Here is an 18,329-nt window from a genome sequence, read left to right on the forward strand (position 1 = left end):
CAGTACGCGGGTGATCCTCCGCCTTGCGATGCTCCCCCACTGCCTGAAGGGCGTGGGAGGTGCCCCCAGCACCGGACGCCGCGGCCTGATCCGGCCTGATCCAAACGAAACCCCCTAGCCGGGCGCCACCACGCCGACGCCCGTACCACTCCGTGGCCCCGGCCACGTCCGCCGGCGGCGTCCGCGATCCAGCGCCGGCCCGGGCCACCGCCGCCGGTGCCTTCGCGGCCGTCGGCGGGGAGCGTCGGCAGACGGCCGGGCGGCCCCCTCGGATGGTGCGGTGGGGCCGGGCGTCTCCCCGGGAAGCCGACCGCCGGCATCGGCCTCCCTTCCGGACAGGGGAATCAGCCTCCGCTCCCCGGACGCGGCGGTCTGCCGCCCACCCGTTCCACCGCCTCCGCACCCGCCCTGCAGCCGCGTGCCGCCGCCTCCTCAGGGGCCGTGCCCGCCAGCAGCGCCGCGAGGAACGCGCCGGTGAAGGCGTCGCCCGCGCCCGTGGTGTCCCGAGGGGACGCCGGCACCGCCGGGACCCGGGTCGGCATGCCGCCGGAACGGACGACCAGCGCACCGTCCGCCCCGGCCTTGACCACCACGAGCGGAACGAGACGGCTCAGCTTGACCGCCGCGTCCGCCGGATCCGGCAGCCCCGTGAGCAGGCACGCCTCGTCGCGGCTGGGCAGCAGGACGTCCAGCTCCTCCGCGAACGCCAGGAAGCGGTCCACCCCCAGGCGTACGAGGAAGCCCGCCGACGCCGGATCCAGGCTGACCGGTACGCCACGCGCGCGTGCCGCGGCGAGAGCCGTCCGCGCCAGCTCCCGGCTCGGCTCCGTGAACAGCAGGTAGCCCGACAGGTGCAGCCGGGCCACTCCGTCGAGCAACGCGTCCGACCAGTCGGCGGGATCGAGCCGCAGCGACGCCCCGCTGTCCGTGAGGAACGTGCGCTCGGCCGCCGCGCCGGCGTCGACGAGGCAGATCACCGTCCCGGTGGCCGTCGCCGGATCGACGACCAGCCGGGGTCGCACCCCGGCCGCGACCAGCTCGCGTTCGTGCCACGCGGCCGACTCCCCGCCCACCCGGCCGAGCAGCCGTACGTCCGCACAGCCCGTGTGCGCGGCCCAGCAGGCCACGTTGGCGCCCGCGCCGCCCGGCAGCGTCCGGATCACGGCGGCGGTGTCGGTGCCGGCCGCGAGGGGCCCGTGGTGCCGGGCGACCACATCGGTGACCACGTCGCCGACCACCAGCAGGGCCCCGCCCGGGCCCGCGGTCATGCCCGGGTCCACGCCGCGGCGATCCGTGCCGCCAGCCGTACGTTGCCGCGCACGGCCGCCAGATTGGCGTCCAGAGAGGCGCCCTCGGTGTGCCGGACCAGGTAGTCCAGCAGGAACGGGGTCACCGCCTGACCGGTGACGCCCTGGTCCGCGCAGGCGCGCAGCGCGTCGGCCAGCACGCGCGCGTGCAACCCGGGATCGAGCTGCTCCGCCTCGGGCACCGGGTTGGCGACGATCAGCGCGGAATGCGGCGCGTCCAGCGCGTCCTGGGCCCGCATGACGTCCGCGACCTGCTCCGGCGTGTCCAGCGTCCAGTCGACCGGGTGCCCCGAGTCGGACAGGTAGAAGCCGGGGAAGCGGTCCGTGCCGTAGCCGGCGACGGCCACGCCCAGTGTCTCCAGCCGCTGCAATGTCGCGGGCACGTCCAGGATCGACTTCACGCCGGCGCAGACCACGGTGATCCGGGTGCCCGCCAGCAGACGCAGGTCGGCCGACTCGTCCTGGGTCACCGTCCACTCCCGGTGCACCCCGCCCAGCCCGCCGGTGGCGAACACCCGGATGCCCGCGAGCGAGGCCAGCTGCGCCGTCGCCGACACCGTGGTCGCACCGCTCGCACCCGTGGCCACGGCGAGCGGCAGATCGCGGTGGCCGAGTTTGCGGACGCCGTCCTCGTTCGCGACCCGCTCCAGCTGCTCCTTGTCCAGGCCGATCCGGGGCCGGCCGTCGAGGACGGCGACGGTCGCGGGGACGGCGCCCTCCCGGCGGACCGCGTCCTCGAGTTCCAGGGCCACCTGGAGGTTGCGCGGGCGGGGCAGACCGTGCGCGATGATCGTGGACTCCAGGGCCACCACCGGCCGCCGTGCGTCGATCGCTTCCCGGACCTCTTCCGACACCATCAGCACCACAGGCACCGCCTCCTGTCCGTCGGTAACGGTCTTTCCTCATCTCTGGCGGGCGCCGGCCGCCGCTAAACGCTTGCGGCCTGTGGGGGACGCCACCAGCCTGGGGCGCATGACGAACACCAGCATGCGCCTCGACCACGTCGTCCTGTGGGTGGCCGATCCGGTCGCCGCGGCCGGCTTCTACGAGACGGCCGTGGGCCTGGAGCCGATCAAGGTCGCGGAGTTCGCCGAGGGCAAGGCGGCCTTCCCCTCCGTGCGGGTCAACGAGGAGACCATCCTCGACCTCGCCCCGCTCGGCTTCGCCCCGCGCATGAAGATGCTCCCCGGTGCGGCCGAGAGCGCGGGCCACCCCGTCAACCACATCTGCCTGTCCCTGCCGGCCGACGCCTTCGACGCCCTCCGCGCCCGCCTGCAGGAGCACGGAGTCACCGTGTCGTACATCGACCGCGACCTGTCCGGCGCCCGCGGCAACGCCACGCGCAGCTTCTACTTCCGGGACCCCGACGGCAACGTCTTCGAGGCACGGCACTACGACGGCTAGCCGGGCAGCCGCAGACGAGTGGGCAGGGTGGCGGAGAAGCCCGGGCCGGGCCCGTCGCAGGCGCGCGGGCCGGCCGGTCACGGATCCATGGGCGGGCCGGGTCAGAACAGCGGCTCGGGCAGCACTCCCTCCAGGGCGAGGAGCTTCCGCTTGGTCTCCAGCCCGCCCCCGAAGCCGCCGATCCCGCCGTCGCTCTCCACCACCCGGTGACACGGCACGACCACCGGCAGCGGATTGGCGCCCATCGCCGCGCCGACCGCCTGCGCACCACCCGGCTGCCCGACCCGCCCGGCCAGATCGCCGTACCCCACCACCGTGCCGTACGGCACCCCGGCCGCCAGCTCCCGCAGCACCTGCCGGTTGAAGCCGGAGATCAGCGACCAGTCCAGCGGCAGGTCGAAGTCGTGCCGCTCGCCCGCGAAGTAGGCCCGCAGCTGGCGTATCGCCTCCGCCAGCACCGGCGCGCCGGGATCCTCGACGGGAGCGGCGCCCAGCCGGGCGGCCAGGCGCTTCAGGGCACGGTCCCGCACCGCTTCCGTGGCGTGGAAGACGACGTTGACCAGGCCGTCGGAAGTCGCCGCCAGCATCAGCGGCCCGATCTCCGAGCGCACCACCGCCCACACGACCTGCTGCTCATCCTGCCCATGGCTGTCCATGCGGCCACGGTACGGCCCGCCACTGACAACGCCCGCCGCGCTCAGTACGAACCGAGTGCCGCCCGCACCACGTCCGGCTTGTTGGTGATGATCCCGTCGACGCCGCAGCCGGCGACCTTGCGCGCGGTGACCGCGTCGTTCACCGTCCAGGCGAACACCCGCAGCGGCCTGCCGTGCGCTCCGCGCAGCGCGTGTGCGGCGGCGACGTACTTCTTGGTGAGCGATCCGTACGACGGGTTGACGAGATCGGTGAAGGGCGCGTCCCTGCGCAGCTGCGCCGCAGTGGGCGACCCGAGGAGGGCGGTGGTGACCGCGGGCTTCAGCTCGTGGACCGTGCGGATGCTGCCGACGCTGAAGCTCTGCACGATCAGCCGCTTCAGATGCCCGCGGTCCAGCCAGCCCTCGTGGCCGAGGAGCTTCAGGGTCTGCTGCTCGATGCCGGGATAGAGCTCCGGATTCTTGATCTCCAGGAGCAGCTTCTCGTGGTTGTGCTCGACCCGGCGCATGTACTGCTTCAGGGTCGGCACGCGCGTGCCCGCGTACGCGGGGGAGTACCAGCTGCCCGCGTCCAGCCGGGCGATCTCGGCCGCGGTGAAGTCCTTCACCTTCCACGGGGCCCGGCCCGGGAAGAGCTTCTCCACGTTGGTGGTGCGCCGCAGGCTGTCGTCGTGGATGACGACCAGCTTGCCGTCCCTGGTGCGCTGGACGTCGTTCTCGACCCAGGAGAAGCCCAGCCGTGCGGCCTTGTCGATCGAGGCCAGCGTGTTCTCGGGAGCGTAGGCGGAGGCACCTCGGTGGGCGATCACCGTCGGTTCGCCGACGTCGCGCGCCCGGGCGTCGGAGATGGGGTTCAGCAGGGCCGCCGTCCCCAGGACCGAGGCGACCGCGACGGCAACTACGCGCACGTGCATGCACACTCCTCGCGTCGAACGAATAACGGACGGCAACCAGCCTGACAGCAGACGGTCCGCGGCACCGCGCCCACTACGGCCACATGCGGAATGAGTCTGTCCCGATTCCGCACACCGGTACCGCACAACTGAGGCAAGGCCGTGTTTCTTTGCCGGAACATCGTTCGACCATTCCGGTCGGGGTCATACTCTCTGCGACAGCCCTGACCGCCCCGGCGGTCCTGGGACGGGGGACAATTTCAATGGATTCCGGGACGCAAGAGGGCGGAAGGGCAGCCGCGGATGCAAGGCACGGTCGACGGATTCAGCTACGGGGCCGTCACCCCGTTGGTGGCCTATCTGATGGCCTGCCTCGGTGGCGCCCTCGGCCTGCGCTGCACCACCCGGTCCCTGCTGGTCACGCACTCCTGGCGGCCCGCCTGGCTGGCCCTCGGCTCGGCCGCGATCGGCTCGGGCATCTGGACCATGCACTTCGTCGCCATGATGGGCTTCGCCATCAAGGAGACGCCGATCCACTACGACACGTCGACCACCTATGCGAGCCTCGGTCTCGCCATCGTCATGGTCGGGATCGGGATCTTCATCGTCGGCTACCGGGGCGCCACCGGCACCGCCCTGTTCACCGGCGGCACGATCACCGGTCTGGGTGTCGCCTCGATGCACTACCTGGGCATGGCCGGTGCGCGTTTCCATGGGCGGTTCACCTACAACACGCCCACCGTCGTCGCGTCCGTCGTCATAGCGGTCGTGGCCGCCACCGCCGCTCTGTGGGCCGCCGGGCGGGTGCGCGGCTTCACGTGGAGCGTGGGGGCGAGCCTGGTGATGGGGCTCGCGGTCAGCGGCATGCACTACACGGGCATGGCGGCCCTCGGCGTCCACCTCGACGGCGCCTCCCACACCGCCGGAGGCGCGCCCGAGCCGTCCGTGCTCGCGCCGATGCTGATCGGCCCGCTCGCCTTCCTGCTCCTCGCGGGCATCGTCGTGATCTTCGACCCGCTGATGATCGCGGGCCGGGCCGCCCCCGGGCCCGTCGAGCACAAACCGGGCGTCCCGGCCGCCGCCGTCTCCTCCCACCCGCCCCGCCGTACCGTCCTGCACGAGGTGCACCAGCCCGAGCAGCACGCCTCCCGGACCCCGCAGAACCGCTGATCCGGGCCCGTTGTCAGTGCGGGGTCGTACGGTGGATGGCATGCGGCCCGTATCCCACATCGAACGCACGGTGGCGCCCTTCGAGGTCGTCAGCCCCTACCAGCCCAGCGGCGACCAGCCGGCGGCCATCGCCGAGCTGGCCCGGCGCATCCAGGCAGGCGAGAAGGACGTCGTCCTGCTGGGCGCGACCGGCACCGGCAAGTCCGCCACCACGGCGTGGATGATCGAGAAGCTCCAGCGCCCCACGCTCGTGATGGCGCCGAACAAGACGCTGGCCGCCCAGCTGGCCAACGAGTTCCGCGAGCTGCTGCCGAACAACGCGGTCGAGTACTTCGTCTCGTACTACGACTACTACCAGCCCGAGGCCTACGTCCCCCAGTCGGACACGTACATCGAGAAGGACTCCTCGATCAACGAGGAGGTCGAGCGGCTGCGCCACTCGGCCACGAACTCGCTGCTCACCCGCCGTGACGTCGTCGTGGTGGCCTCGGTGTCCTGCATCTACGGCCTCGGTACGCCGCAGGAGTACGTGGACCGGATGGTCCCCCTCAGGGTCGGCGACGAGATCGACCGGGACGAGCTGCTGCGCCGCTTCGTGGACATCCAGTACACCCGCAACGACATGGCCTTCTCCCGCGGCACCTTCCGGGTCCGCGGCGACACCATCGAGATCTTCCCGGTCTACGAGGAGCTGGCCGTCCGCATCGAGATGTTCGGCGACGAGATCGAGGCGCTGTCCACGCTGCACCCGCTCACCGGCGAGATCATCAGCGACGACCAGCAGCTGTACGTCTTCCCCGCCTCCCACTACGTCGCCGGCCCCGAGCGCATGGAGCGGGCCATCAACGACATCGAGAAGGAGCTGGGGGAGCGCCTGGCCGAGCTGGAGAAGCAGGGCAAGCTCCTGGAGGCCCAGCGGCTGCGGATGCGCACCACGTACGACATCGAGATGCTCCGCCAGATCGGCACCTGCTCCGGCGTGGAGAACTACTCGATGCACTTCGACGGCCGGCTGCCCGGTTCCCCGCCCAACACCCTCCTGGACTACTTCCCCGACGACTTCCTGCTCGTCATCGACGAGTCGCACGTCACCGTCCCGCAGATCGGCGCCATGTACGAGGGCGACGCCTCCCGCAAGCGCACCCTCGTGGAACACGGCTTCCGTCTGCCCTCCGCGCTGGACAACCGCCCCCTGAAGTGGGAGGAGTTCCAGGAGCGCATCGGCCAGACCGTCTATCTGTCGGCCACCCCGGGCCCGTACGAGCTGTCGCGCTCCGACGGCGTCGTCGAGCAGATCATCCGCCCGACCGGCCTGGTCGACCCGGAGGTCGTGGTCAAGCCCACCGAGGGCCAGATCGACGACCTGGTGCACGAGATCCGCAAGCGCACCGAGAAGGACGAGCGCGTCCTCGTCACCACCCTCACCAAGAAGATGGCCGAGGACCTGACCGACTACTTCCTGGAGCTCGGCATCCAGGTGCGCTATCTGCACAGCGACGTCGACACCCTGCGCCGCGTGGAGCTGCTGCGCGAGCTGCGCTCCGGCGAGTTCGACGTCCTGGTCGGCATCAACCTGCTCCGGGAGGGCCTCGACCTGCCCGAGGTGTCCCTGGTGGCGATCCTGGACGCCGACAAGGAGGGCTTCCTGCGCTCGGGGACCTCGCTGATCCAGACCATCGGCCGCGCGGCGCGCAACGTCTCCGGCCAGGTCCACATGTACGCCGACAAGATCACCCCGGCGATGGAGAAGGCCATCGAGGAGACCAACCGCCGCCGGGAGAAGCAGATCGCCTACAACAAGGCCAAGGGCATCGACCCGCAGCCGCTGCGCAAGAAGATCAACGACATCGTCGCGCAGATCGCCCGCGAGGAGGTCGACACCGAGCAGCTCCTCGGCTCCGGCTACCGCAAGTCCAAGGACGGCAGGGGCGCCAAGGCGCCCGTCCCGGCGCTGGGCGACAAGACGGCCAAGGGAGCGAAGGCCGGCAAGGCCGCCACCAAGGGCAAGGCGGCGGCCACGGTCCCCACGGACCGTCCTGCGGCCGAACTCGCCGAGCAGATCGAGGAGATGACCGAGCGCATGCGCGCCGCCGCCGCGGAGCTGCAGTTCGAGATCGCGGCCCGGCTGCGTGACGAGGTCTCGGAGATGAAGAAGGAGCTGCGCCAGATGCGGGAAGCCGGCCTCGCCTGACCCCCGCCGCCCGCCGGACCTCGGCATACGCGCAAGTGTTGCAACACCGACACAAAGCGCGGGCCGGGGTTCGGCACTGTCGGCGCCCCTGCGTAGGGTTCTTGGCAACCGCGCGCTGCGCGGCAACAGGGGACCTTCGAGAGGGGATTCAGCGGTGTCCGTCAACTTGAGCAAGGGTCAGGCCATCAGCCTGGAGAAGAAGGACGGGGCCACCCTGACCGCGGTCCGCATGGGGCTCGGCTGGCAGGCGGCGAAGCGGCGGGGCCTGTTCGGCTCCCGCACGCGGGAGATCGACCTGGACGCCTCGGCCGTCCTGTTCGCCGGCAGCCAGCCGGTCGATGTCGTCTTCTTCCGCCACCTGGTGAGCGACGACGGCTCCGTCCGCCACACCGGCGACAACCTCGTCGGCGGCGTCGGCCAGGGCGGTGACGACGAGGCGATCCTGGTGGACCTGCAGCGCGTCCCGGTCCACGTCGACCAGATCGTCTTCACCGTGAACTCCTTCACGGGCCAGACCTTCCAGGAGGTGCAGAACGCGTTCTGCCGCCTCGTGGACGAGACCAACGGCCAGGAACTGGCCCGCTACACGCTGGACGGAGGCGGCGACTACACCGCCCAGATCATGGCCAAGGTGCACCGCGCGGCCTCCGGTTGGACGATGACCGCCCTCGGCACCCCGGCGAACGGCCGTACGTTCCAGGACCTGATGCCGGCGATCCAGCAGCACCTGTAGGACCGCCCGCTCGACCGGCGGGGCGCACGACGGCACGACACGACGGACGGGGGCGACGGCGATGACGGCCGAGCTGGTGCGGGGGCAGAACCACCCGCTGTCCCAGGGCCGGCTGACGATCCGGATCTCGGCCGCGACGCCGGTCCTGGCCGGAGCCACGCTCAGCGACGAGAACGGCACGGTGCACGGCCCCCCGTGGGTCGCCCACCCCGGCGCCCCCGCTCTGCCCGGCGTCGAGACGCCCCGGCATGCCGCCGGCGAACACCGGCTGGCCGTCGACCTGGGCGCCCTGCCCGAGGCCGTGCACCGCGTCCACGTCTTCCTCGCCCTGCCCACCGGGGCCGGGGCACCGCTCCGGTTCGGCGCCGTAGCCGCCCCGCACACCACGGTCGAGACCCCGGACGGCGCCGAACTCGCCTGCTACACCCTCACCGGCCTCGACAGCGAGACGGCCGTGTTCGCCCTGGAGCTGTACCGCAGACAGGGCGCCTGGAAGGTGCGCGCGGTGGGCCAGGGCTATGCGGCCGGGCTCACGGCACTCCTCGCCGACCAGGGCCTGTACGGGGCAGCCGACCTCGCGGCCGCAGCCCACGAGGCGGCGGACCCCGGCGGGTCCGGCGCGTCACCGGCACCGTCCGCCGTCCCTCCGCCGCGGGAAACGTCACCGCACGAGACGGCAGCCCGCACCGCGCGCGTCACCCCGGCCCCAAGGCCGGACGACACCCGGGCGCCCCGGCCGCAGGAGACACCCGCGGCCGGCCCGCCACCCTCGCACACCCCGCAGCAGCCGGACTCGGCACCGTCGCACGAGGCACGGAACCCGTACGACGCACCGGCATCCGCCGCCCCGCGTGATCCGGGCGCCCGTGTCGACTACACCCACCCCGGCCGCCGCCCGCACGGCGCACCGCCCGCCGAGCCTCAGGCCGCCGGCGACACGCCCGCGCAGCCCGTCGCGGGGGACGCCGTGGGCTGGTCGATGGAGGAGCGGCTCTACAACCAGGTGTGGGGCATGTTCGAGGACCTGGCCCGCACGACCGCCGCCTACCGCAGCGCGGTCGACTTCGCCGACTCGCGCCTGGAGAAGGAACTCGACCAGGCCCTGACCGACCCCCGCGACCGGCTCGGAGCCGCGGGCGACGCCGCGCGGGAGGCAGCCCATGCCCGCCGGACGGAGCTGGTGGACCAGGCACGGGCCGTCCTCGACCGCGACCTCGCCCAGCTCACCGCCGAGTCCGAGGTGGTCGAGCCCGCTCTTCCGCCCGCCTACGCCCGCTGGGACAACCCCGTCTGGCACGGCTACCGCGTGCCCGCCGAGCCGCCGATGGCGCTGCGCCTGGGCGACCTCCGTCTGCCCGAGAGCGGGCAGCTGAGCATCCCGCTGCTGGTCAGACTGCCGCTGGAACGCGGCCTGTGGGTCGACAGCGGCCGGACGGCGGAATGCGACGGCTTCCCCGACTCCGCCCAGCTGCGGCACCTGGCGCTGGAGGCGGCGGTGGCGCTCGCGGCGCGGCTGCTGGCCGTGCATCCGGCGGGGGACTTCGCCGTACAGGTCATCGACCCGGCAGGCTCAGGTGCTGCGGCGTTCGCCCCGCTGACCCGGACCGGCGTGCTGACCGCGCCTCCCGCGAGTGGCGCGTCCGGGGTGACGCGGACGCTGGAGCGGCTCACCCGGCGGGTCGACCTGGTGCAGATGGCCGTGCGCGGCGGTGCGCCCGAGTCGTTGCCGGCCGATGTCGGCACCGCACGTCAGCTGCTGATCGTCAACGACTTCCCGCACGCTTTCGACGACCGGGCGGTGACCCGGCTGCGGTATCTCGCGGACGAGGGACCGGACGTCGGCGTCCACCTCCTCCTGGTGGCCGACCGCGAGGACGCCGCCGGCTACGGCCCCCTGCTCGACCCGCTGTGGCGTTCGCTGATGCGGCTCACCCCCTTGCCCGACGACCACTTCGCCGACCCCTGGGTGGGGCACGCCTGGACCTATGAACCCGCGCTGGTGCCGCCCGGCAGCCAGGTCGTGGACCGGGTTCTCACCGAGGTGGCAAGAGCCATGACCAAGCACAGGTAAAGGCGTCTGACCTGCGTACTTGATCTTTCTTTTGCTTTTTCCTTTACCTTTCCTTGGTGATTGGGGTACTGTCTTCCGTACGGAGGGGAGTACTCCCTGACAGCGGCGCACCCGTCAGTACGGACCGTTTCCGGTCCCGGGGCGCCGGCCCGACGCGGGTGGAAGAGACCTCCGGCAGCGACGACGCTGACGTGTTTGCCGTGATGTGACGCCGGAGGTGCTGTGGATATCTCGCTGACCGTGTGGGTCCTGACCATCGGGGGCCTCGCCGCCCTGATCGCGGTCGATTTCCTCATCGGGCGCAAGCCTCATGAGGTGTCGATCAAGGAAGCCGGGATCTGGACCGTCGTCTGGATCACGCTGGCCGGAGTCTTCGGCCTCGGTCTCCTCGTCTTCGGCGGCGGGCGGCCCGCCGGTGAGTTCTTCGCCGGATTCATCACCGAGAAGTCGCTGAGCGTCGACAACCTCTTCGTCTTCGTCCTGATCATGGCGAAGTTCGCCGTGCCTGCCCGGTACCAGCAGCGCGTCCTGCTCGTCGGCGTGCTCATAGCCCTGATGCTGAGGGCCGTCTTCATCGCCGCGGGGGCCGCGATCCTCGCCGGCTTCTCGTGGGTGTTCTTCCTCTTCGGCGTGTTCCTGATCTGGACCGCCTGGAAGCTCATCCAGGAGGCCCGCGCCGGCAAGGAGGACGAGGAGTACGAGGAGAACAGGCTGCTGAAGGCCGCGGAGCGCAGGTTCGGCGTGACCGACCGGTACCACGGCACCAAGTTGTGGATCCGGCAGAACGGCAAGCGGGTCATGACCCCGATGCTGGTCGTGATGCTCGCCATCGGCACCACGGACGTCCTGTTCGCCCTGGACTCCATCCCCGCGATCTTCGGCCTGACCCAGGACCCGTACATCGTCTTCACCGCCAACGCCTTCGCCCTGATGGGCCTGCGGCAGCTGTACTTCCTCATCGGCGGCCTGCTCGAGAAGCTGGTTCACCTCTCGTACGGCCTCTCGGTCATCCTCGGCTTCATCGGCGTCAAACTGGTGCTCCACGCGCTGCACGAGTCCGGCGTCCATGTCCCGCAGATCAGCATCCCGGTCTCGCTCGGCGTGATCTGCGCGGTCCTGGTCGTCACGACCGTCACCAGCCTGACAGCCGGCAGGAGGCAGGCGGCCGTCGAGGCGGCACGCAGCGAAGACGAAACCACCGCCAAGGACAGCGTCGACGCCTGATCGACGGACATGCGAAGCCTGTACGTCTCTGCGACCATCGCCGCATGATCACCCGGCTCCGGTCGCTCACCCCGCCATGGACGAGCCTCGTGCCCGTCCTCGCGGTCGTCCTCCTGGCGCTCACCTGGGGCCGTGCCCTGCCGGGTGCGATGATCGCCCTGGTGATCCTCGTACTGGCCGGCTCCGTACTGGCAGCCGTCCACCACGCCGAGGTCGTCGCCCACCGCGTCGGTGAGCCGTTCGGCTCCCTGGTGCTCGCCATCGCCGTCACGGTCATCGAGGTGGCGCTGATCGTCACCCTGATGGCCGACGGCGGCGCCAAGAGTTCCACGCTGGCCAGGGACACCGTCTTCGCCGCCGTCATGATCACCTGCAACGGCGTCGTCGGGCTCTGTCTGCTCGTCGCCTCGCTGCGGCACCGCATCGCGGTCTTCAACGCGGAGGGCACCGGCGCCGCCCTGGCCACCGTGGCGACACTCGCCACCCTCAGCCTGGTGCTGCCGACCTTCACCACCAGCAAGCCCGGGCCCGAGTTCTCCTCCCTGCAGCTGACCTTCGCCGCGCTGTCCTCATTGATCCTCTATGGACTGTTCGTGGCCACGCAGACCGTGCGCCACCGCGACTACTTCCTGCCGATCACCCGGCAGGGCGAGGTCATCACCGCCGAAGAGCACGCCACACCGCCGTCCGCGCGCACCGCCCGGATCAGCCTCGGACTGCTCGCCCTGGCCCTGATCGGCGTGGTCGGGCTGGCCAAGGGCGTGTCGCCCGCCATCGAGTCGGGCGTGGCGGCGGCCGGCCTGCACCAAGCCGTCGTCGGTGTGATCATCGCGCTGCTCGTGCTGCTGCCGGAGACGATCGCCGCGTTGCGCTCGGCGCGCCGGGACCGGGTGCAGACCAGCCTCAACCTCGCGCTCGGCTCTGCCATGGCCAGCATCGGCCTGACCATTCCGTCCGTCGCCCTCGCCTCCGTCTGGCTGTCCGGACCGCTCGTGCTCGGCCTCAGCCCGACACACATGCTGCTGCTCGCGCTGACCGTGGTGGTCAGTTCCCTGACGGTGGTGCCGGGACGGGCGACGCCGCTGCAAGGCGGAGTCCATCTGGTGGTGTTCGCGGCGTATCTGGAACTGGCGATCAACCCCTAGCCGGTCGGTCGGGTCAATCCGGCGGCAGGGTCAGCCCCCTCGGCCGGCTCAGGCCCTCGGCCCGGTCAGCCCGTCGCCGGCTCCACCGCCGCGACGGGCACCGGCCGCGTCTCCGGGAGCAGCGCGAAGCACACCAGGCTGACCAGCGCGATGCCCGTCAGATACGCGCCCACGGCCCAGGGCACCCGCCCGCTCTGCCCGGCGAGCGCCGTGGCCACGATCGGGGTGAGCGCGCCGCCGAGGACCCCGCCGAGGTTGTAGCCCACCGCGGCGCCCGTGCAGCGCACCCGTGTCTCGTACAGTTCCGGCAGGTAGGCGGCGACGACCGCGAACATGGTGACGAAGGCGAGCAGCGCGCCGAGGATGCCGAGGAACATCAGCAGCGGCCGGCCGGTGGCGAGCAGCGACACCATCGGCAGCATCCACAGGACGCAGGCCGCGCACCCCATGAGACACAACGGCCGGCGTCCGTAACGGTCGCCGAGCACCGCCACCAGAGGCGTGAGGGCGCCCTTCACGGCCACCGCCGCCATGACACAGGTCAGCATCACGGTGCGGCTCACCCCGAGCCGCTCCGTCGCGTACGCCAGCGACCAGGTCGTCACCGTGTAGAAGACCGCGTATCCGACGGCCAGCGCGCCGGCCGTCAGCAGGACGAGCCGCCCGTGGTGCCGTACGACCTCCACCAGCGGCACGCGCGCGTGGTCGTCGATCTCCAGGAACCGCGGGCTCTCGGCGAGCGACGAGCGCAGCCACAGTCCGGCGAGCGCCAGCGCGCCGGCCGCCCAGAACGGCACCCGCCATCCCCACCGCGCGAACTCCGCGTCGGACAGCGCCGCCGACAGGGCGAGCATCATGCCGTTGGCCAGCAGGAAACCGAACGCCGGCCCCACCTGAGGGAAGCTCGACCACAGCGCGCGGCGCGCGGCAGGCGCGTGCTCGACGGTCAGCAGCACCGCACCGCCCCACTCCCCGCCGAGCCCGAGCCCCTGCAGGAAGCGCAGGACGAGCAGCAGCAGGGGCGCCGCGACGCCGATCGTGCCGTACGCCGGCAGGCAGCCCACCGCGACCGTGGAGGCACCCGTGAGGAGCAGCGAGGCGACCAGCACCGGCCGCCGTCCGCGCCGGTCGCCGAGATGCCCGAACAGCACCGAGCCCAGAGGCCGGGCCACGAACCCCGCTCCGAACGTCCCGAACGCCGCCAGCGTCCCCGCCGACGGTGAGAACGCCGGGAAGAACAGTGGCCCCAGGACCAGGGCAGCGGCCGTGCCGTAGACGAAGAAGTCGTAGAACTCGATCGCGGTGCCCGCCAGGGAGGCGGCGGCCAGTCTCGGCATCGAAGGGGTGCTGACGGCGCGTACAGGCTGCATGCCGCGTCAACCAGCCGACGTGATCAACGGTTACGGGGCGCGTGGAGGCGATCGGGCGACCACGGCGTACGCCGAGGCCACCGGCGCACACGGCCCGCCGTGCGCTGCGGCCGCCGTGATAGACCGGTGCGAGCAGGCGGTCGTCGGCGTACCGCCCCGAACGGACCGGAGGAACCGTGCCCCGCACCCTGGCCAACGCCCCGATCATGATCCTGAACGGGCCCAACCTGAACCTGCTCGGCCAGCGTCAGCCCGAGATCTACGGCAAGGACACGCTGGCCGACGTGGAGGCGCTGTGCGCCAAGGCGGCGGCAGCGCACGGCGGCACGGTGGACTTCCGGCAGTCCAACCACGAGGGCGAGCTGGTCGACTGGATCCACGAGGCGCGCCTGAACCACTGCGGGATCGTCATCAACCCCGGCGCCTACTCCCACACGTCGGTCGCGATTCTGGACGCGCTCAACACCTGCGACGGCATGCCCGTGCTGGAGGTGCACATCTCCAACATCCACCAGCGCGAATCGTTCCGGCACCACTCCTACGTCTCGCTGCGCGCCGACGGCGTGATCGCCGGATGCGGCGTGCAGGGCTATGTGTTCGGCGTGGAGCGCGTGGCCGCCCTGGCGGGCGGGGCGCGGACCGAGGCGTAGCCACCGGCGCGGGCGGCCGGCCGGCTAGAGCCGACCCGCCTCCACGATCCGCCGCAGGAAGCGCCGTGTGCGCTCCTGCTGCGGGTCGCCGAAGACCTGCTCCGCGGTGCCGCGCTCCAGGACGACGCCACCGTCCAGAAAGCACACCTGGTCGGCGACGTCCCGCGCGAAGCCCATCTCGTGCGTCGCCAGCACCATGGTCATGCCCTCGTCCTTCAGGCCCCGGATCACCTCCAGCACCTCGCCCACGAGTTCGGGATCGAGCGCGGCCGTGATCTCGTCCAGCAGCAACAGCCGGGGCCGCACGGCAAGCGCCCGGACGATTGCCACCCGCTGCTGCTGACCGCCGCTGAGCCGGTCCGGGTAGGCCTCCGCCTTGCCGCCGAGTCCGAGGCGCTCCAGCAGCTCCCTGGCGCGTTCCTCGGCCTCCTCGCGGGTGACGCCGTGCACCCGGCGCGGCGCCAGCGTGATGTTGTCCAGCACCGTCATGTGCGGGAAGAGGTTGTACGCCTGGAACACCACGCCGATCCGGCGCCGCACCGCGTCCGGGTCGGCACGGGGATCGGTGATCTCCTCGCCGTCCAGCCAGATCGCGCCGTCGTCGATCTCCTCCAGCAGGTTGGCGCACCGCAGCAGCGTGGACTTGCCCGATCCGGAGGCGCCGATCAGCGCGGTGACCGTGTGCGGGGCGACCTCCAGATCGACGTCCCGCAGCACGAGCGAGGCGCCGAAGGTCTTGCGGACGGACTCCATGCGCAGCACGGGCGCGTCTGTGCCGCTCACAGTGCTCCTCCCTGGGCCCGCCGCCGGTCCGTCCGGGCCGTCACCCAGTCCGTGAAGCGGGTCATCGGAACGGTCAGCGCCACGAAGACCAGGCCCGCGACGATGTACGGGGTGTAGTTCAGGCTGCGCTGGGTGATGATGTCGGCCGCCCGTACGGCGTCGACCGCGCCGCCGATCGACACGAGCCCGGTGTCCTTCTGCAGCGACACGAGGTCGTTGAGCAGCGGCGGCACCTGGCGGCGTACGGCCTGGGGGAGCACCACGTACCGCAGCGCCTGGCGGCTGGTCAGGCCCAGCGAGCGGGCCGCGGCGCGCTGCGAGGGGTGCACGGACTCGATGCCGGCGCGGAACACCTCGGCGACGTACGCGGAGTAGGTCAGCGTCAGTGCCGTACCGCCCAGCAGCACGGGATCGACGGTCACGCCCTGCAGACGCAGGGCGGGCACGCCGAAGACCACGATCATGAGATTGATGATCAGCGGCAGACCGCGGAAGAAGTCCGTGTACGCGGCCGCCAGCACGCGCAGGGGGAAGAACACGGGCCCGGGCAGGGTGCGCGCGACGGCGATCAGCATGCCGAGGACGAGCACCAGCACGCCGCAGACCAGCAGCAACCGGACGTTGAGCCACAGCCCTTCGAGAACTTTGGGGAAGGCCTCGCGCGCGTAGTGGCCGTCGAAGAAGGTCTCCCTGGTGCGCGGCCAGCCGGGAGCGCTGACGACGACCAGACTCAGCACGGCGCCGGTGACCAGGGTGGACAGGGCGGCGATCGCCGTGGCACGGCGGGCACGCGCGCGTTTGTGCCGCTCGCGTGCCAGTCGCCGTTCGGACGGGACGTATCCGTCGCCCAGGTCGTCCTTGCCGAAGTCCTTCCCGGACTCCTCCTCGACGACGGTCACTTGAGCACCGGAGCGTCGACGGCGTCGGACAGCCACTGCTTCTCCAGCTTCGCCAGCGTGCCGTCCTTGCGCAGGGCGTCCACGGCCGCCGTCACGCACGGCGTGAGGCCGCTGCCCTTGTCGAGGACGAGCCCGAACTGCTCGGGCGCGCCGCCCTGGTTCTCGAACTGGCCGACGACCTTAGCGTCGGTCACCTGGGCGGAGGTGATGTAGAAGGCGGTCGGCAGATCGGTGACGATCGCGTCCACCTGGCCGTTCTTGAGCGCGGAGACGGCCTCGTCGTTCTTGGAGTAGGCGGCCGCCTGCTGCGACGGCTTCACCACGTCGCTGATGTAGCCGAGGCTCGTGGTGCCCACCTGGGCGCCCAGCTTCAGGCCCTTGAGGTCCGCGATCCTCGTCGCCCTGGCCGCCTTGCCGTCCTTCAGCGCGATGACGGCCTGGCGCACGTCGTAGTAGCCGGAGGAGAAGTCGACGGCCTTCTTGCGCTCGGCGCTGATCGACACCTGGTTGATGTCGAAGTCGAAGGTCTTCTCGCCGGGAGCGAAGGCCTTGTTGAACGGCACGCTCTGCCAGACGACGGCGCTCTTGCCGTACCCCAGTCGCCCGGCCACCGCGTAGGCGACCGCCGACTCGAAGCCCTTGCCGTTCGCGGGCTTGTCGTCCTGGAACCAGGGCTCGTACGCCGGCTCGTCCGTCGCGATCGTCAGCTTCCCGGACGTCTTGGTGGCCTGCTTGCCCTTGGCGCAGCTCTGCGAGGCCGAGCCGGACGGGGTTGCCGACCCCTTGTCCTCGGGCTGCGGAGCGCAGCCAATGGCGGTGGCGAGGAGGGCTACGGTGGCGGCGGCTGCCGCGCGGCGCAGGGCGCGAGGAGCGGGATGCATGCCGGGAGAGTGGCAGCGAACCGCGCGTTTGTCGAGGTCACGACCAGGACTGTCCGCATAGTGGGAGCGGGTGTTGCGGCCGTGTGAACGGCGGCTCGGCCACGGGCGGTTGGCCTGGGCCGCCGGCCGAGGGCGGGGTTGGAGACCGGCGGCCCTGCCGCGGAGGAGCCGTCATCCTCTGCGGGGTTGCCACCAGTTGACTGCGTGACACGGCGCGCGGGGAGCGCGCACGCGCCCCCGACACGGGTGAAACGTTCACACGGGGCGCGCGCCGGACGGTCACCACCCGCGCGCGTGCCACTCCGGCAGATGCGGCCGCTCCGCGCCCAGTGTCGTGTCGTTGCCGTGGCCGGGATACACCCAGGTCTCGTCCGGCAGCACGTCGAAGATCTTCGTCTCCACGTCGTGGATCAGGCTGGCGAAGGCCTTCGGGTTTTTGTGCGTGTTGCCGACACCGCCCGGGAAGAGGCAGTCGCCGGTGAAGACGTGCGGGTGGCCGTGCGGGTCGTCATAGACCAGGGCGATCGAACCCGGGGTGTGTCCGACGAGATGCCGTGCGGTGAGTTCCACCTGCCCCACCCTGATGACGTCGCCGTCGTCGACGAGGACGTCGGTGGGCACGGGGATGCCGGGGGCGTCCTCGCGGCCTGCGTACGTGCGCGCGCCCGTCGCCGCGACGACCTCGGCGAGCGCCTGCCAGTGGTCGCCGTGCCGGTGCGTGGTGACGACGGACGCGATGCCGTCGTCACCGATCATGCCGAGGAGCGTGCCCGCCTCGTTGGCGGCGTCGATCAGGAGCTGCTCGTCGGTGGCCCGGCAGCGCAGCAGATAGGCGTTGTTGTCCATCGGGCCGACCGCGATCTTCGTGATCATCAGGTCTTTCAGCTCGTGCACATCCGCCGGTCCGCCGACCCTGACCTCTCCGGTGTACGTCATGGAGATCAGCCTATAGCCG

General features: G+C 71.5%; 17 protein-coding genes. 8 read left to right on the forward strand and 9 right to left on the reverse strand.

All coding sequences use genetic code 11. The annotated features are described in order from the left end of the window. Nucleotides 1-344: 344 nt before the first annotated feature. Together OG956_RS27615 and OG956_RS27620 are read right to left on the reverse strand one after the other, a co-directional pair. Nucleotides 345-1,268 (reverse strand): carbohydrate kinase family protein, encoded by a 924-nt coding sequence (locus OG956_RS27615; RefSeq protein ID WP_330340703.1) that lies wholly within the window; start codon nucleotides 1,266-1,268, stop codon nucleotides 345-347. Further along, a complete protein-coding gene (locus tag OG956_RS27620; protein WP_330342965.1) occupies nucleotides 1,265-2,173 on the reverse strand; it encodes a pseudouridine-5'-phosphate glycosidase in 909 nt (302 codons plus the stop codon). Before OG956_RS27620 ends, OG956_RS27615 begins: the two co-directional genes overlap by 4 nt. A 106-nt stretch (nucleotides 2,174-2,279) precedes the next feature. On the opposite strand from OG956_RS27620, the gene OG956_RS27625 reads away from it, so the two are divergent. Further along, nucleotides 2,280-2,711, forward strand: a complete 432-nt coding sequence (locus OG956_RS27625) for a VOC family protein (protein ID WP_330340704.1) — start codon at nucleotides 2,280-2,282, stop codon at nucleotides 2,709-2,711. Nucleotides 2,712-2,812: 101 nt separating this feature from the next. On the opposite strand, the gene OG956_RS27630 is transcribed toward OG956_RS27625, so the two are convergent. Together OG956_RS27630 and OG956_RS27635 are read right to left on the reverse strand one after the other, a co-directional pair. Beyond that, the gene (locus OG956_RS27630) at nucleotides 2,813-3,367 is read right to left on the reverse strand and encodes a methylated-DNA--[protein]-cysteine S-methyltransferase (protein ID WP_330340705.1); all 555 of its coding nucleotides are present in this window, start codon (nucleotides 3,365-3,367) and stop codon (nucleotides 2,813-2,815) included. 41 nt (nucleotides 3,368-3,408) lie between these two features. Further along, nucleotides 3,409-4,278 (reverse strand): glycerophosphodiester phosphodiesterase, encoded by an 870-nt coding sequence (locus OG956_RS27635; RefSeq protein ID WP_330340706.1) that lies wholly within the window; start codon nucleotides 4,276-4,278, stop codon nucleotides 3,409-3,411. Nucleotides 4,279-4,560: 282 nt separating this feature from the next. Here OG956_RS27635 and OG956_RS27640 point away from each other — a divergent pair, with 282 nt between their 5' ends. The 6 genes from OG956_RS27640 to OG956_RS27665 all read left to right on the forward strand — a co-directional run bounded on the left by OG956_RS27640 (nucleotide 4,561) and on the right by OG956_RS27665 (nucleotide 12,791). Continuing rightward, the gene (locus OG956_RS27640; RefSeq protein WP_330340707.1) at nucleotides 4,561-5,427 is read left to right on the forward strand and encodes an MHYT domain-containing protein; all 867 of its coding nucleotides are present in this window, start codon (nucleotides 4,561-4,563) and stop codon (nucleotides 5,425-5,427) included. 40 nt (nucleotides 5,428-5,467) lie between these two features. Then, the gene (gene uvrB, locus OG956_RS27645) at nucleotides 5,468-7,618 is read left to right on the forward strand and encodes an excinuclease ABC subunit UvrB (RefSeq protein ID WP_330340708.1); all 2,151 of its coding nucleotides are present in this window, start codon (nucleotides 5,468-5,470) and stop codon (nucleotides 7,616-7,618) included. Nucleotides 7,619-7,772: 154 nt separating this feature from the next. Next, nucleotides 7,773-8,351, forward strand: a complete 579-nt coding sequence (locus OG956_RS27650; RefSeq protein ID WP_330340709.1) for a TerD family protein — start codon at nucleotides 7,773-7,775, stop codon at nucleotides 8,349-8,351. A 61-nt stretch (nucleotides 8,352-8,412) separates the two neighbouring features. Next, nucleotides 8,413-10,422, forward strand: a complete 2,010-nt coding sequence (locus OG956_RS27655) for a TerD family protein (RefSeq protein WP_330340710.1) — start codon at nucleotides 8,413-8,415, stop codon at nucleotides 10,420-10,422. A 222-nt stretch (nucleotides 10,423-10,644) separates the two neighbouring features. Continuing rightward, nucleotides 10,645-11,646, forward strand: coding sequence for a TerC family protein (locus OG956_RS27660; RefSeq protein WP_330340711.1), 1,002 nt, complete (start codon nucleotides 10,645-10,647; stop codon nucleotides 11,644-11,646). A 44-nt stretch (nucleotides 11,647-11,690) separates the two neighbouring features. Next, entirely contained in the window at nucleotides 11,691-12,791 is a 1,101-nt protein-coding gene (locus OG956_RS27665; protein WP_330340712.1) for a calcium:proton antiporter, read from the forward strand. A gap of 65 nt (nucleotides 12,792-12,856) precedes the next feature. Here the strand turns inward: OG956_RS27665 and OG956_RS27670 are convergent, their stop codons facing one another. Further along, complete coding sequence (locus OG956_RS27670; protein WP_330340713.1) at nucleotides 12,857-14,128, reverse strand: MFS transporter; 1,272 nt, start codon at nucleotides 14,126-14,128, stop codon at nucleotides 12,857-12,859. Between the two features lie 209 nt (nucleotides 14,129-14,337). On the opposite strand from OG956_RS27670, the gene aroQ reads away from it, so the two are divergent. Further along, entirely contained in the window at nucleotides 14,338-14,811 is a 474-nt protein-coding gene (gene aroQ / locus OG956_RS27675; protein ID WP_330340714.1) for a type II 3-dehydroquinate dehydratase, read from the forward strand. A gap of 24 nt (nucleotides 14,812-14,835) precedes the next feature. On the opposite strand, the gene OG956_RS27680 is transcribed toward aroQ, so the two are convergent. The 4 genes from OG956_RS27680 to OG956_RS27695 form a co-directional block, all read right to left on the reverse strand. Further along, a complete protein-coding gene (locus OG956_RS27680) occupies nucleotides 14,836-15,564 on the reverse strand; it encodes an amino acid ABC transporter ATP-binding protein (protein ID WP_443065696.1) in 729 nt (242 codons plus the stop codon). Nucleotides 15,565-15,590: 26 nt separating this feature from the next. Further along, entirely contained in the window at nucleotides 15,591-16,493 is a 903-nt protein-coding gene (locus tag OG956_RS27685) for an amino acid ABC transporter permease (RefSeq protein WP_330340716.1), read from the reverse strand. Continuing rightward, nucleotides 16,490-17,374 (reverse strand): ABC transporter substrate-binding protein, encoded by an 885-nt coding sequence (locus OG956_RS27690; RefSeq protein ID WP_330340717.1) that lies wholly within the window; start codon nucleotides 17,372-17,374, stop codon nucleotides 16,490-16,492. Before OG956_RS27690 ends, OG956_RS27685 begins: the two co-directional genes overlap by 4 nt. A 279-nt stretch (nucleotides 17,375-17,653) precedes the next feature. Continuing rightward, entirely contained in the window at nucleotides 17,654-18,310 is a 657-nt protein-coding gene (locus OG956_RS27695) for an MBL fold metallo-hydrolase (RefSeq protein WP_330340718.1), read from the reverse strand. Nucleotides 18,311-18,329 lie beyond the last annotated feature (19 nt).

The sequence above is a fragment of the Streptomyces sp. NBC_00557 genome (assembly GCF_036345995.1).
GTDB lineage: Bacteria > Actinomycetota > Actinomycetes > Streptomycetales > Streptomycetaceae > Streptomyces.